The sequence below is a fragment of the Bifidobacterium sp. LH_743 genome, from assembly GCF_056355775.1.
The window spans coordinates 16,934-30,076 of sequence record NZ_JBKESZ010000011.1; the positions used below are offsets into that span (position 1 = coordinate 16,934).

Here is a 13,143-nt window from a genome sequence, read left to right on the forward strand (position 1 = left end):
CATGCGATATTCATTTTTCATGCGATATCGCGTTCTCTAGTAGGAAACTGTAATAGCCGGAGTGCGATTTACGGATCCATCCACCTGATTTTTTCTCTTCTTTTTTGCCACGATTATGCGGCGATTCGTACGGTAATTGGACCGTATTTGCGCGCGACACGCGTTGCCGGGTCGGAAGAAAGGTTGTGTATAGTTGTTGGTGGCTCAACGAAGAGATCTTCGCTAAACCAAAAATAATTAAACGCTTTGAATCGTGGTTTTGTCGAAGTAGTAAGCCGCGACGATGGGCACCGAACAAAAATCCCTTTACAACGGATCGTGAGGCACGTACCTGCCTCTGAAAGGATGAAAAATCATGGCAGAAGTCGTATTCGACCATGTTACTCGTATCTACCCGGGCAATGACAAGCCGTCTGTGGATGACCTGAACCTCGACATCAAGGATGGCGAATTCCTGGTGCTGGTTGGCCCGTCTGGTTGCGGTAAGTCTACGACCCTGCGTATGCTCGCCGGCCTCGAAGAGGTCAACAAGGGCCGCATCCTCATCGGTGGCAAGGACGTCACCACGATGCAGCCGAAGGACCGCGACATCGCAATGGTGTTCCAGAACTACGCTCTGTACCCGCATATGACCGTCGCCGACAACATGGGCTTCGCTCTGAAGATCGCCGGTACTCCGAAGGATGAGATTCGCAAGCGCGTCGAGAAGGCCGCTGAGATCCTCGACCTGACCGAATACCTCGACCGTAAGCCGAAGGCTCTGTCTGGTGGTCAGCGTCAGCGCGTGGCCATGGGCCGTGCAATCGTCCGTGAGCCGAAGGTCTTCCTCATGGATGAGCCGCTGTCCAACCTCGACGCCAAGCTCCGTGTCCAGACCCGTACCCAGATCGCCGCTCTGCAGCGTCAGCTGGGTGTCACCACCCTGTACGTGACCCACGATCAGACCGAGGCTCTGACCATGGGCGACCGCATCGCCGTCATCAAGCTTGGCGTTCTGCAGCAGGTCGGCGCTCCGACCGAGCTGTACGATCGTCCGGCCAACGTCTTCGTCGCTGGCTTCATCGGCTCCCCGTCGATGAACATCAACACCCACCCGGTGGTCAACGGCAAGGCGAAGATCGGCGAGGACACCGTGGATCTGCCGGCCGAGGCTGTCAACAAGCTGACCGCTGAGGACAATGGCCAGATCGTGGTCGGCTTCCGTCCGGAAGATGCCTCCCTGGCTGCTCCGGATGAGGCCAACGCCTTCTCCCTCAAGGTCATGAACGTTGAGGATCTGGGCTCCGACGGCTACATCTACGGCAACATCCTCACTGATGGCTCCGCCGCTGAGGCATCCACCATGATGTCCGATCAGAACAAGCTCACCACGATCCGCGTGAACCCGCGTGCTCTTCCGAAGGTCGGCGATACCGTCAAGATCAAGATCGACCCGTCCAAGATGCACCTGTTCGCTCCGTCCACCGAGCTGCGTCTGAACTGAGACGATAACGAGTAACCAACCGCTGGGCGTTTTTTTCGAACTGCCTGGCGGGTGGTTGAACCAAGACTTGGCGGACGCGCAAACGTCCGTCAACCATTAAACGAGACATTCTCTTTCCTCTCTTATTGTCTCGTTGGGGAAGCCCCGCGTTGGCGCGGGGCTTCCCTTTTTTTTATCTTCCTCCCACTCCTTGTCACGACTTGGGCCAACTTGGGTTCGACTTGGGCCAACTTGGGTTCGACTTGGGCCGCCTGTTGTGGGTAGGTCAGCGGGTAGATTGGAACAATATGGAATCACTTGAATTGCCGCAGATGGATCCTCGTGTGCTCAAAGCCACTTCCGTGAAGGCCGAAGATCCCGCAGCGCAGAGCCCGGAACCGCAGTCGTTGAAGATCACCGCGGCGAGTTCGAATCCGAAGATGTTCACACTACCGTGGGAAAAGCCGCTGGCGACTTGGCCCGAGGACCTGTTGGTCAATCTGCCGCGAGGTATTTCCAGGCACGTGGTGCGTTTCGTGCACGTGGGCGACGAAGTGTACGCCATGAAGGAGATCACGCGCAACGTGGCGGAGCGCGAATACGAGTTGCTGCGCCGACTGCAGAAGCTGGAACTGCCGACCGTGCAGCCGATCGCCGTGGTCACCGGTCGCCATAGCGCGGAAGGCGAGCCGCTGGAAGCCATCCTCGTCACCAAGCATCTGAAATTCTCATTGCCGTATCGCGCGCTGTTCGCACGCAACCTACGTCCCGACACCGCCGAAAGGCTTATCGACGCCTTGGCTGTGCTGATGGTGCGTCTGCACTTGGCCGGCTTCTATTGGGGCGATGTGTCCCTGTCGAACGTGCTGTTTCTGCGCGACGCCGACGCCTTCTCCGCGTTCCTGGTGGACGCCGAAACCGGCGACCTGCAGATCAATCTGACCGAAGGCCAGCGCGAATACGATGTGGATTTGGCCCGTACGAATATCATCGGCGAATTGATGGATCTGGCTTCCGGCGCGCTGCTGCCGAGCAACACGGATGAGATCGAAATCGGCAACCGTCTGGTGGAGCGTTACCACTCGCTGTGGAGCGCGCTGACGGACACCGACAAGTTCAGCCCGGACGAGATGTGGAAGATCGAGAAGCGCGTCAATAAGCTCAACGATCTCGGTTTCGACGTGGACGAGCTGGAAATGAAGACCGCCGAGGACGGCAAACGCGTGCTGGTGCGTCCGCGCGTGGTGGATGCCGGCTATGCCAACCGCAAGCTGCTGCGGTTGACGGGTCTTGACGTGCAGGAGAACCAGGCACGTCGACTGCTCAACGATTTGGACGCCTACCGCACGTCCACCTGGCGTGACGGTGAGGATCTTGAAATCGTCGCGACCGATTGGATGCGTGAGGTGTTCGAGCCGACCGTACGTATGATTCCGCGCGAGTATCGTTCGCAGATCGAGCCGGCGCAGTTCTTCCACGAAGTGCTCGACCATCGTTGGTTCCTGGCCGAGAAGGCCGGACATGACGTTCCGATGGCCGAGGCCGTGAAGAGTTACGTGGAGAACGTGCTTCCGCAGTACAAGCTTGATCAGAAGGACCTGGACGCGTTGAACGCCGAAGCTGATTCCGGTGTGATTGATGACGAGTACACGTACAACGACACCGATGAGGACGGCTACAACCCTGACGACGATCCTGACGCGGCGGTGTGGAGCCACTGATTTGATGGGCGAGCCGTTAAGCAAAGGCTCTGGTGGAGCCTTTGTAGGCGAGCCTCGAGCGAGGCGGCAGCCGTAGCGAGGGCAGTGTTGAGTCCGCGCGTAGCGCGGCCCGAAATTGCAGGACCCACTGAGATTCAGCGACATAAGCATACGAAAAAGCTCAAGCCGATAAGGCTTGAGCTTTTTCATAAGCAGCGTAATCGACGATTACTTGGCTGCCGCGGCCGCTTCACGACGTGCCCGTGCCACGGCGTACAGCGTAATGCCGGCCGCCACGGAAGCGTTCAGCGATTCGACCATATTCGACATCGGAATGCCGGCGATGGAATCGCAGGCCTCGCGTACGAGACGGCTCAGACCATTGCCTTCCGAACCAAGTACCACGACCAGCGGATCGGTTTCGAATCCGGTTTCGCCGACAAGCGCGTCGCCGCCACCGTCAAGACCGACGCTGTAGTATCCGCGTTCCTTCAGGCTTTCGATCGCCTTCGTCAGGTTCACCACGCGTGCCACAGGCATGTGCGCGGCCGCACCCGCCGATACCTTCCAAGCGGCTGCCGTGACCGAAGCGGAACGGCGTTCCGGCAGGATCACGCCGTTCGCGCCGAACGCGGCAGCGGAACGGATGACCGCACCGAGGTTCTGCGGATCGGTGACACCGTCCAATGCGATGAACAGCGGTCGCGCCGCGATACGCGCGCTTTCCGAATTGGCGGCTTCCATGGCGCGTGCCTTCTTGTCCGCGCGATCCACGAGCTCCGCCAGCGAGGAATACTGGAACGGCTGGGCCTTCAGCACCACGCCCTGATGGTTGGACGAGCGTGCGATGCGGTCCATTTCAAGCCTGTCCGCTTCCAGCAGGTTCAGGCCGTGAATGCCCGCAAGGCGTACGATTTCGCGCGTGCGGTCGTCATGTTCGATGCGTGCCGCCACGTACAGCGTGGTTGCCGGCACGCCGCAGCGCAGCGCCTCGAGCACGGCGTTGCGGCCGATGACGAGGTCGTCGGATTCCGAAGTGAACTTTGCCGCGCGACGGCGTGCGGCCAGTCGCGGATCGGCCATTTTGCGGCGGTCCGCCGCCTGCTTGGCCTTGTATGCCTTGTGATATACGCGATTTTCGGCCTTGGGGGTCGGCCCCTTGCCCTTCAGCGCGTTACGATGCTTTCCGCCCGACCCCTTGGTCGGTCCTTTTTTCATTGCCATAGTTGTCCATTGTCCCAGCACCCCGGGAAAAGGCGGCGGCTTCGCGTCTGCTCGATATTGCTCGATATGATGGCAAGAATGGAGAAGAACAAAGAGATTTTCGGATTGCCCCTCATGTTCTGGGGTCTGTGGGTCACGCTGCTCATCCTGTGGATGGGCCGCTTCGTCACGTCGTTCCTCTCCATGTACCTCGTTTCCGACATGCATGTGAGCGCGGGCGTGGCTGGCACTATCGTCTCCATGTACGGTTTCGGCGGTATTTTCGGCTGCCTGTACGGTGGTGCGCTGTCTGACCGATTCGGGCGCCCCGCGATGATTGTTATCGGCAATCTCGGTTCCGCGGTGATGCTGGTGCTGCTGGCGTTCATCGGCAATCCGTGGATCATGGCGATCGCACTGCTCGTCTACGGTGCCATTTCATCCGTACCGACGCCCGTGGTCGCGGCCTACGTTTCCGATGTGGTGCCGTTCCGCAAGCAGAAGCGCGCGTATTCGCTGCAAACATGGGCTGCGAATTTCGGCTTCGCTATCGGCCCGATCATCGCCAACCAGCTTGTCAAAATCTCCTATTCGCTGATGTTCTATGCGGAAGCGGCTGTGTTGGTATTCGCTACGTTGCTGATGATGGCATTCTTCAAAGAGGCCGGGCTGGGCGTGCACGGTGTCGGACGGTCTGTGGAACGTTCCGTGGAACAACCTGTGGAACGTTCTGGCACTGCGCAAACGGCTCAATCGCAGCAATCGAAATTCTCCATTTGGCGTGGCTATCGTCGTGCCTGCACCGACAAAGCGCTCATGTCGATGGTGGTGCTGATGTTCCTGTACACGCTGGCGTATTACCAGATCGTCAGCGGCTTGCCGATTTCCATGACGCAGATTGGGCTTGGTACGGATGAGTATTCCAGCCTGCTGACCATTAACGGCGGGTTGCTGTGCCTGCTGCAGATTCCCGCGATCGGGCTGTTTCAGCGGATGAGCAACACCCGTGTGCTGGTGCTGGGCATGTCCATTACGGCGGTCGGCTACGCGTTCCAGATTGGTGCGAATTCGTGGGTGACGTTCGCGATTGCGACCGTGCTATGGACACTCGGCGAGCTGGGTACGTTCCCGATCGCCGCCACAACGGTGGCGAACATCGCGCCGAAGGACGTGCGTGGTACTTACCAAGGGTTGTACAACCTGGTGTGGTCGCTGTCGAATGCGTTTTCGCCGTTGGTTGGAGGCTGGATTCTCAACGCGTTCGGCAGTCACGTGCTGTGGACCTGCTGCACGGTGATGTTCGTAATTGTGGCGATTGGTTTCTACGTGACGCGCGGCCCCCGCGAACGCGCCGCAGCCCGCAATCTTGCGATGGAGGAACTGTAGCGGTTGCGCTGCGCAGGTGGCGTGCGGTAGATACGCCACCGAACTTGCCAGATAACTTAACATAACTTAACGGCAACTTCGCATCTGTTAAGTTCGCTGGTAAGTTGCTGTTAAGTTCGTGCGAAGTTGACGGAAAGCGATGTATTGGCGTGATTGTGTGGCACAAATAATGGACATTGCCGGCAAGACAGGGGTGCATGTGCGCGTATGAAAAAGCGGGAGGCCGCGATTCGGTTGGAATCGCGGCCTCCCGCTATGCGATTTAAAAAATCGGAAAGAAGAGAATCGGTGCCGCAGCGTTCGCTGCGGCGGTGCCTTGCCTCACGCGGTCTGTTTCAAAGAGATGGCCTGACGCGGTTCGGCTTGCCTTCCTGCTTGAAGGTCTTACTTGTTGAGGACCTTCTTCATCAGATCAGCGGAAGCCTTGGCAAGTGCGAACTGGCCGAAGCCCGGATCGATGGAAGCGAGGTTGGAGTTGAGGATCTGGTTGAAAGTGTCGTTGTTCTTCATGATGTTTCCTTTCGGACGACCGCCTGGTTTCTTGCTTCTTTTTTTCTTCTCTACATCGTGCGGTGCGTCGCTATTGTGTTGTTTTTCTTGTTCTTCGTTCTTCTGTTGTTTTTCTGTTGTGCCTTTACTATACGCACGTCGGTATGCGTCTGGCATGCCGCAATCGTCATTTCTATTGTAAAATCATCGGGTTATCTTGAAGAAAATGTGATTACTGTGCCCGCATAACAACACAATCGCCGTATCGTACGCTGACACGAGACGGAACATATCCATTCCCATGTCAACGCACGATACGGCGATATCGGCGCAAATCAGCGGAATAATCGTAAATCAGCGGGGCTGACGGAAGTGACGGTCACCGATTGGATCGAACGGCGTGTGCGGTTCAAGCTGGTACCAGTATGCCACCGACGCGACGTCATCCTGCCGCTCGAAATTGCCGGCTTCCTCGGTGCCGATCTGCTGCCAGGTGACGCGCAGGTCAGAATCGAAATAAATCGGATCCGGAATGTGCCAGCGGTACAGGCCGCGCATGACGGGTGTGGCCACATCCCAGTAGTCGCTTTCACGATGTGCGGCGAGGCGTTGCGAATAGAACGGGAATCCCAGGTACGGTCCGGTGAACGTGTTCTCGTGCATGCGGCCGTGCTCGTCGAAGTCGGCGAAGCTCCACGCGCCGCCGAAATAGTCCTCCGCTCCGGTGCTGCACCACGTCGGGTACTGTTTGTCGCCGTCGATGTACATTTTGACTTCGCCTTCGCCCCACCAGCGGCTTTCCAGCGCGGTCAGCGCAAGGTAGGTGCCGATGTACGCGCCATGGCCGTGCACATTGTCGAGAATCGTGTAGTCACGGGCAATTTCGGTGACGCGTTCGCGGCGCCACTGCGCATGGAAGCGCATCGCATCGGCTGGCAGCGCGTCGTATTCCGTGTAGTCGATTTGGTAGAAGAAGGCCGGCACGTCCTCGTTGTGATCGTTGCGCAGCACAATGCGCGCGTGCTCGAACGGCATGGCGAAATAGCAGTTGAAACCTCGATTTGGCACCACCATGATCGGGATGGAATTGATACGGCAGGCCTGTGCGTGACCGCAGCAGAAGAAATCGCCGATCGGGCACTGCACGGACGGCGTCTCCTCGCCATCCCAATAGAATTCGAGGATGAGATTGCGCAGTACGTTCGGACCGGTCGGGGAAGTGCGGTCGGTGACCGTCATCCAAATGTGGCGAATCACGCCCGGGCCATCGACGTCCATCAGCGTGACCGAATCGCCTGCCTTGATCGTCTGGATGCAAGGGCTGCCCTTGCGTGACGGGCCGAGCGCGCTGGCGGCGGTGGCTGCAGTGCCCTTGCCGCCGGTCGGGTTTTCGGCGTTGACGCAACGTGTACGGCCGTGGTCCGTCGCGATTGCTAGCGAATCGAGGGCACCGTTGCCGAAACCGGAAGTCGCCATAGTATTCATTGTTCTCTCCTTTGTTAAACAGCTTGGGAAACGCGGAAATGGGTGCGCCGCCTACCACTGCCGACTATCGTAGATCCCCCTTGCAGTGGGCGCGTCGATAATGCCGGCCACGGTGCTGAAAGCCGCCGCGGCCGGTTGTGTCTGTTTTTGCGTTATTTCACAACATCCCAGCGTTGTTGGGTCGCGTTACTTCACTGCACCGGCAGTGATACCCTGCGACAGCTTGCGCTGGAAGATGATGAAGAAGATGATGGTCGGGATGATGCTCAGCAGCGAAGCCGATGCCAGCGTGGTCGCTTCCATGGTGCGCTGGCCCTGCAGGGTGGCGAGTGCCAGCGGAATGGTCTGTACGTCATCGCTCATGAGGAACGCCATCGGAATCATGTATTCGTTCCACGTCCACACGAAGAAGAACACGAACAGCACGCTGATGGTCGGCCAAGAAATTGGCAGCACCACCTTGCGCAGGATTTGCCAGCGAGAGGCGCCGTCGATGGCCGCGGCCTCAAGGATGGCCTGCGGGAACGTGCCGTATACGGAGGACAGCAGATAGGTGCCGTAGGCGCTTTGGATGATGGTGAAGATGATGATGATCGCGAGTTTGGTGTTGTACAGACCGACCTGCTTGAACATGGTGTACAGCGGGTAGAGCAGCGCTTCCTGCGGCATCATGTTGGCGAGCATGATGCCGAGCACGATCCAGGTGTTGCCCTTGACCTTGCCGATGCCGAGCGCAAAGGAGTTGAGCACCGACAGCACGACCGCCGCGACAGCCACCACTAGGGAGATGATGAAGCTGTTCCAGAACTTCAGCGGGAAGTTGGTGGTAGTCCAGAAGGAGATGATGCCCTCCATGGTGAAGTGCTTCGGCAGGGAGAGCGGGCCGGTGGCGTTGTAATCGGCGGAGGTCTTGAACGCGTTGACGGTCAGGACGAGCAGCGGGAACAGGACGAGCAGAGCTCCGGCGACGAGCAGGATCAGGGTGATCCAGTCACCTGCGGAACGCACGTGCTGCGTTTTCTTCGAGGCCTTGCGCGCGGCGGCCGTGGACATGGAATAAGTCATGATGGCACCTTTGCTTTTCGGATTTTTAGTATGTTCTTGCGATTGTTTTTTCGGGTTTTCTCTCAGACGAGTTCCTTCTCGACGTGCTTCTGCACGAGGGTGAACACGATGGAGAAGACGATGATTACCACAGTCAGCGCTGTGGAGATTGCGGCGCCGTAGCCCACCTGCTGCACCTGGAAGAACTGGTTGTAGGAATAGTACGACGGAACCGTGGTGGAGGTGCCCGGACCGCCCTTGGTGAGCAGGTAGACCGGAGCGAAGGTCTTCAGTGCGCCGATGGTTGCGGTGAGGATGACCACCAGCAGTTCAGGGATGATGGACGGCAGGGTGACCACGCGGAACTTCTGCCACCAGTTGGCGCCGTCAAGACCTGCGGCCTCGTAGAGTTCCGGATCGACGCGCTGCAGGCCCGACATGAAGATGACGATCGGGTAGCCGAGCTGGATCCACGCCAGGATGAACATGAGGATCGGCAGTGCGCTGTCAGGGCTGCCCAGCCAGTTGTGCTGCAATGCACCCAAGCCGATCTTGGCGAGCAGTGCGTTGACGGCACCGTCCTCCGGGCGGAAGATCCAGCCCATGATGATTGCGGCGACGGCCACCGGAAGCAGCTGCGGCAAATAGAACAGCGCGCGCAGGAAGGAAGCGGTTTTGCCGCCGAACTTCTTTTGGATCACGTCGGTGAGCAGAGACGAGATGAACAGGCCGAGGATGGTAGGGATGACCACGATAGCCACGATGATCCAGAACGAGTTGGCGAAGGAAATCCAGAACGTCGAATCGGAGAACAGGCGTTTCCAGTTTTTCAGGCCGACCCACTTGACGGGACCGACGCCACGCCAGCGGGTGAAGCTCAGGTAGATGTTCCAGATGAACGGAACAACAACTACCGCGAACAGACCGATGAGGCCGGGGATGAGGTATGGAACGAATTTCGCGGAGCGGTTGCCGGGAAGTCTCGACATGGAGGCTTCGTGCTTGGTCTTTTGAGACATTGCAAGTCCTTTGAAATATTGATGATCCGAGGGATTTCCGATGGATTGTTCTGTGATGACGCACGATTTGGCGCGATGCGACGTGCGGAATGTATGGGGGAGGAAAGGGTTGGTGCGGTCCGCCCGAAGACGGGCCGCACCATTATTGGAGTTGGAATGGAAAGGAAGGATCGGTTGTTTTTAGTTGTTCTTGACGCCCATGTCCTCGACGCCGGTGTCGTACTTCTCGTGGATGTTCTTGAGCACGTCTGCCGGCTTCTTGGTGCCGTTGACCAGCTCCTGGAACTCCGCTGGAACCGCGTCGGTGAGGTTGGAGGCCGCGTAATCCGGGTAGTAGCTGAGCTTGCCGTCCTTGGCGTAGGAATCGTATTCCTCGATCATGGCCTTGCTCTTCGCGTCGGTGATCTTGCTGGTGTCTGCCGCTACCGGAATGCCGCCTGCGTTGCCGAGGAAGTTCTGCACATTATCGGAGAGGACGTAGTCGATGAACTTGGCGGACAGATCCTTGTGGTGCGACTTCTCAGGAATCACCAGCAGGTTGCCTGCGCAGCCGACTGCGTAGTTGGATTCCGGCATGACGGCCGCGTCCCAATCGAACGACTTGATCTGCTTGACGAAACGGCCCTGGTTCCAAGTACCAGTCTGGTAGATCGGATATTCGCCCTTGATGAAGGCCTGCGTGGTGTCCTCGGCCTTCATGCCAGTGGCGTTGCGGGAGATGAAGCCCTTGTCAAGCCACTCGTTGATGGTCTTGACGGAGTTGGTCAGCACTTTGGAATTCCAGTCGACGTCACCCCTGTACAGCTGCCAGTTGTCGATGAACTTGGAGTTGGCATTCTTGGAAACGAGCTGCCACCACAGCCACATCACGCCGTATTCCTGCGCGTCGGCTGCAATCGGGGTCACGCCGGCGTCCACGAACTTCTGGCAGGCGTCCACGAACTCGTCGTAGGTGGTCGGAATCTTGATGTTGTACTTGGCGAACAGGTCCTTGTTGTAGTAGACGCGCTGGAATTCAGCGTAGCTGGTCATACCGTACCAGGTATCGCCGTCCATGATGCCGTTCTCGTCGTACTTGGCGACTGCTGCGTTTGCGCCGGTCACCTTCTTGTCCCAGCCGTACTGCTTGACATAGTCGCCGAGGTCGGTGAGCAGGCCCATGGTGGAGAGCACGCCGGCGGAGCCGTTGCCGCGGTTGGATTCCATGAGGTCCGGGGCTTCGTCGGAGTTCAGGAATTGGCTGCCGTTCTGCGCGATCTGGGTGAAGGACTTGCGCTCGAAGTTGATCTTGACGCCGGTCTCTTTTTCGAAGGCCTTGGCCGCGCGACGCCAAGCCTGAGTCTGGCCTGCGTCGTCCTCTTCGTAATACCAGAACGACAGGCTGTCCGGCTTTTCCTCGTCCTGTGCGGTATCGCTACCACATGCGGCGAGGGAGGTCAGCGACAGTGCTGCGATGGCCAGCGTGGCCAGTCCTCGTTTGATGTTCATTGCTATTCTCCTTGTTTCCTTCTTGAGGCGCGCCCTGCGGCACGGCTCACATCTGGTTGTATTGAAACGTTTCGATGACGTGCGTGCGATTCCGCGGTCCGTTTGGATTCGCCGGATTTCGCCCGGCTTGTTCGTTTGTTCGGTTTCTTCGGAGACCGTTATATCGTCATTGAAACGCTTCGATTATCCGTATGAAATTATGTTGCCTTGTGATTCCGTCCGGCCGCTCTGCCTTCCGGTAATCGCAGGAAAATCTATATTGTTCCGCCGGACCCCGCTTCCGCAACGGATCCGCGGCGCTTCATCGCGGGTTCGATGAGTTCCACGGAACCTTTGATGTCGGTGTGCTCCTCGATGGCGGAGACCAACAGGTTCATGGCTTCGGCGCACAGCTCCTCCGGCATGACCGGCATTTCGGTGATGGGGAAGCGCGTCGGCTCGCCTTCGAAATACGTGCCGCACGACAGGACCGAAACGTCCTGCGGAATCGACATGCCCGCGTCGTGCAACGCCATCAGCACCTGGCTGAGGACGCTTGCGTTCGCCTGGTTGATGATGGCGGTCGGGCGGTCGGGGTGCGCGAAGACGGTGCTGACGAAGTGCTGCGCGTCGAAGCTGTCCGCTTCGTAATGCTCGGATTCGATGACCGTCATGCCGAGCTCCTTCGCGTGCGCCAGCAGGCTTTCGCGGAAGATGACGACGTAACCGGAATGGCGGTTGTAGTCGGATTCGTTGTTGCGCAGGAACACGACGGTGCGGTGTCCCTTCTCGTACAGGAAGTCGACGGCCTTGCGGCCCATCAGCGCGAAATCGATGTCCACGCAGGCGCAGCCGGCGTGCGACGACGGATAGCCGATAGCCACGCACGGCTTGGAAAAAGTGCCGGATTGAGTGGCGCGCTCGTCATCCTGCTCCACGTCGAGCAGCACGATGCCATCCGCAAGATTGCTTTGCGTCACGCGGCGGATATCCTTCACTGCATCCGGACCGGTCAGCAACATCACGTCATACCCTGCATTCCTTGCGGCCCATGCGGTGCGCAGGAAGTAGGCGTTGTACCTGGCCTGGTTGATGTCGCCTCGAATCGGGGCGCTCAACGCGATGATCTGGTTGCGCATGCCGCGCATCTTACGGGCGCTGGCGTCCGGAGTGTAACCGAGCTTCTCTACGGCGGCCATGACTTTGTCGGTGGTTTTCGCAGAGATTGAACGCTTGCCGGATAGTACATAGGAGACGGTGCTGGCGGAAACTCCCGCTTCGCGGGCCACGTCTTTGATGCCTGCCATGCGTCTCGCCTCCCTTTTGTGCCGTTCTATCCGCTATCTATCGAATCGTTTCGTCGAAACGTTTCACTTAGCATAGCGCAACTATAAAATCATGTCAATCGTACGGCACGTCGCGTTCTCCCGTATGGGTTTATCGCCTATACGGGAGAACTACGCGTAGTTAGCGCTTCTTGCCGGACTTGCCGACCTTGCCAAACGTGAACGCGCGGACGATCGCCACAATGCCAAGTGCAACCAACGCGCATCCGCCAAACAGAATCAGCCAGCCGGTGGAGGCCAGCGGGCTGAACAGCATCACGCAGCCGGCCACAATCGAAATCAGCGCGTATATCACAGCCCATGCGGAACTCGGCATGCGCCACGATTCGACAAGCGCCATCACGCCTTCCATCATCCAACCGAGGCCCACCACCATGGTGACGAGCACTGCCAGCATGGCGCCGGACAGGGTCGAATTCTTCAGCATGACCACGCCGCCGATCGTCAACAACAGACCGACCAGAATGTCAAGCACGCGCCAGCAAGCTTAACATAACTTAACAGCAACTTCGCAGCGGTTAAGTTATCTGTTAAGTTCGCTG

The 13,143-nt window shown here is 58.4% G+C and carries 10 protein-coding genes and 1 pseudogene; 3 read left to right on the forward strand and 8 right to left on the reverse strand.

What is annotated here, in order from left to right; translation table 11 throughout:
* Positions 1–355: 355 nt before the first annotated feature.
* Positions 356–1,483, forward strand: a complete 1,128-nt coding sequence (locus AC1ATL_RS09840) for an ABC transporter ATP-binding protein (protein WP_432624208.1) — start codon at positions 356–358, stop codon at positions 1,481–1,483.
* Positions 1,484–1,770: 287 nt separating this feature from the next.
* Positions 1,771–3,183, forward strand: a complete 1,413-nt coding sequence (locus AC1ATL_RS09845) for a DUF4032 domain-containing protein (RefSeq protein ID WP_476570083.1) — start codon at positions 1,771–1,773, stop codon at positions 3,181–3,183.
* 207 nt (positions 3,184–3,390) lie between these two features.
* Here AC1ATL_RS09845 and rlmB read toward each other — a convergent pair whose 3' ends face one another.
* Complete coding sequence (gene rlmB / locus AC1ATL_RS09850) at positions 3,391–4,386, reverse strand: 23S rRNA (guanosine(2251)-2'-O)-methyltransferase RlmB (protein ID WP_026646773.1); 996 nt, start codon at positions 4,384–4,386, stop codon at positions 3,391–3,393.
* A gap of 78 nt (positions 4,387–4,464) precedes the next feature.
* Between rlmB and AC1ATL_RS09855 the strand changes: the two genes are divergently transcribed.
* A complete protein-coding gene (locus tag AC1ATL_RS09855; RefSeq protein WP_476570084.1) occupies positions 4,465–5,751 on the forward strand; it encodes an MDR family MFS transporter in 1,287 nt (428 codons plus the stop codon).
* A gap of 384 nt (positions 5,752–6,135) precedes the next feature.
* Here AC1ATL_RS09855 and AC1ATL_RS09860 read toward each other — a convergent pair whose 3' ends face one another.
* The 7 genes and pseudogenes from AC1ATL_RS09860 to AC1ATL_RS09890 form a co-directional block, all read right to left on the reverse strand.
* The gene (locus AC1ATL_RS09860) at positions 6,136–6,261 is read right to left on the reverse strand and encodes a hypothetical protein (protein WP_256134736.1); all 126 of its coding nucleotides are present in this window, start codon (positions 6,259–6,261) and stop codon (positions 6,136–6,138) included.
* Positions 6,262–6,594: 333 nt separating this feature from the next.
* A complete protein-coding gene (locus tag AC1ATL_RS09865; RefSeq protein WP_117565701.1) occupies positions 6,595–7,725 on the reverse strand; it encodes a glycoside hydrolase family 172 protein in 1,131 nt (376 codons plus the stop codon).
* 186 nt (positions 7,726–7,911) lie between these two features.
* Positions 7,912–8,790, reverse strand: a complete 879-nt coding sequence (locus AC1ATL_RS09870) for a carbohydrate ABC transporter permease (RefSeq protein ID WP_003806530.1) — start codon at positions 8,788–8,790, stop codon at positions 7,912–7,914.
* 62 nt (positions 8,791–8,852) lie between these two features.
* The gene (locus AC1ATL_RS09875; RefSeq protein ID WP_117565699.1) at positions 8,853–9,788 is read right to left on the reverse strand and encodes a carbohydrate ABC transporter permease; all 936 of its coding nucleotides are present in this window, start codon (positions 9,786–9,788) and stop codon (positions 8,853–8,855) included.
* A 180-nt stretch (positions 9,789–9,968) separates the two neighbouring features.
* Entirely contained in the window at positions 9,969–11,276 is a 1,308-nt protein-coding gene (locus tag AC1ATL_RS09880; protein WP_476570085.1) for an ABC transporter substrate-binding protein, read from the reverse strand.
* Between the two features lie 254 nt (positions 11,277–11,530).
* Complete coding sequence (locus AC1ATL_RS09885) at positions 11,531–12,562, reverse strand: LacI family DNA-binding transcriptional regulator (RefSeq protein ID WP_476570086.1); 1,032 nt, start codon at positions 12,560–12,562, stop codon at positions 11,531–11,533.
* A gap of 160 nt (positions 12,563–12,722) precedes the next feature.
* Positions 12,723–13,082 (reverse strand): annotated as a pseudogene (locus AC1ATL_RS09890) (DUF308 domain-containing protein); the annotation flags it as partial.
* Positions 13,083–13,143 lie beyond the last annotated feature (61 nt).

Bases quoted from the DNA above. Each gene is read 5' to 3' on its own strand.
- AC1ATL_RS09840 (WP_432624208.1), top strand. From the start codon at position 356: ATGGCAGAAGTCGTATTCGACCATGTTACTCGTATCTACCCGGGCAAT.
- AC1ATL_RS09845 (WP_476570083.1), top strand. From the start codon at position 1,771: ATGGAATCACTTGAATTGCCGCAGATGGATCCTCGTGTGCTCAAAGCC.
- rlmB (WP_026646773.1), bottom strand. From the start codon at position 4,386: ATGGCAATGAAAAAAGGACCGACCAAGGGGTCGGGCGGAAAGCATCGT.
- AC1ATL_RS09855 (WP_476570084.1), top strand. From the start codon at position 4,465: ATGGAGAAGAACAAAGAGATTTTCGGATTGCCCCTCATGTTCTGGGGT.
- AC1ATL_RS09860 (WP_256134736.1), bottom strand. From the start codon at position 6,261: ATGAAGAACAACGACACTTTCAACCAGATCCTCAACTCCAACCTCGCT.
- AC1ATL_RS09865 (WP_117565701.1), bottom strand. From the start codon at position 7,725: ATGAATACTATGGCGACTTCCGGTTTCGGCAACGGTGCCCTCGATTCG.
- AC1ATL_RS09870 (WP_003806530.1), bottom strand. From the start codon at position 8,790: ATGACTTATTCCATGTCCACGGCCGCCGCGCGCAAGGCCTCGAAGAAA.
- AC1ATL_RS09875 (WP_117565699.1), bottom strand. From the start codon at position 9,788: ATGTCTCAAAAGACCAAGCACGAAGCCTCCATGTCGAGACTTCCCGGC.
- AC1ATL_RS09880 (WP_476570085.1), bottom strand. From the start codon at position 11,276: ATGAACATCAAACGAGGACTGGCCACGCTGGCCATCGCAGCACTGTCG.
- AC1ATL_RS09885 (WP_476570086.1), bottom strand. From the start codon at position 12,562: ATGGCAGGCATCAAAGACGTGGCCCGCGAAGCGGGAGTTTCCGCCAGC.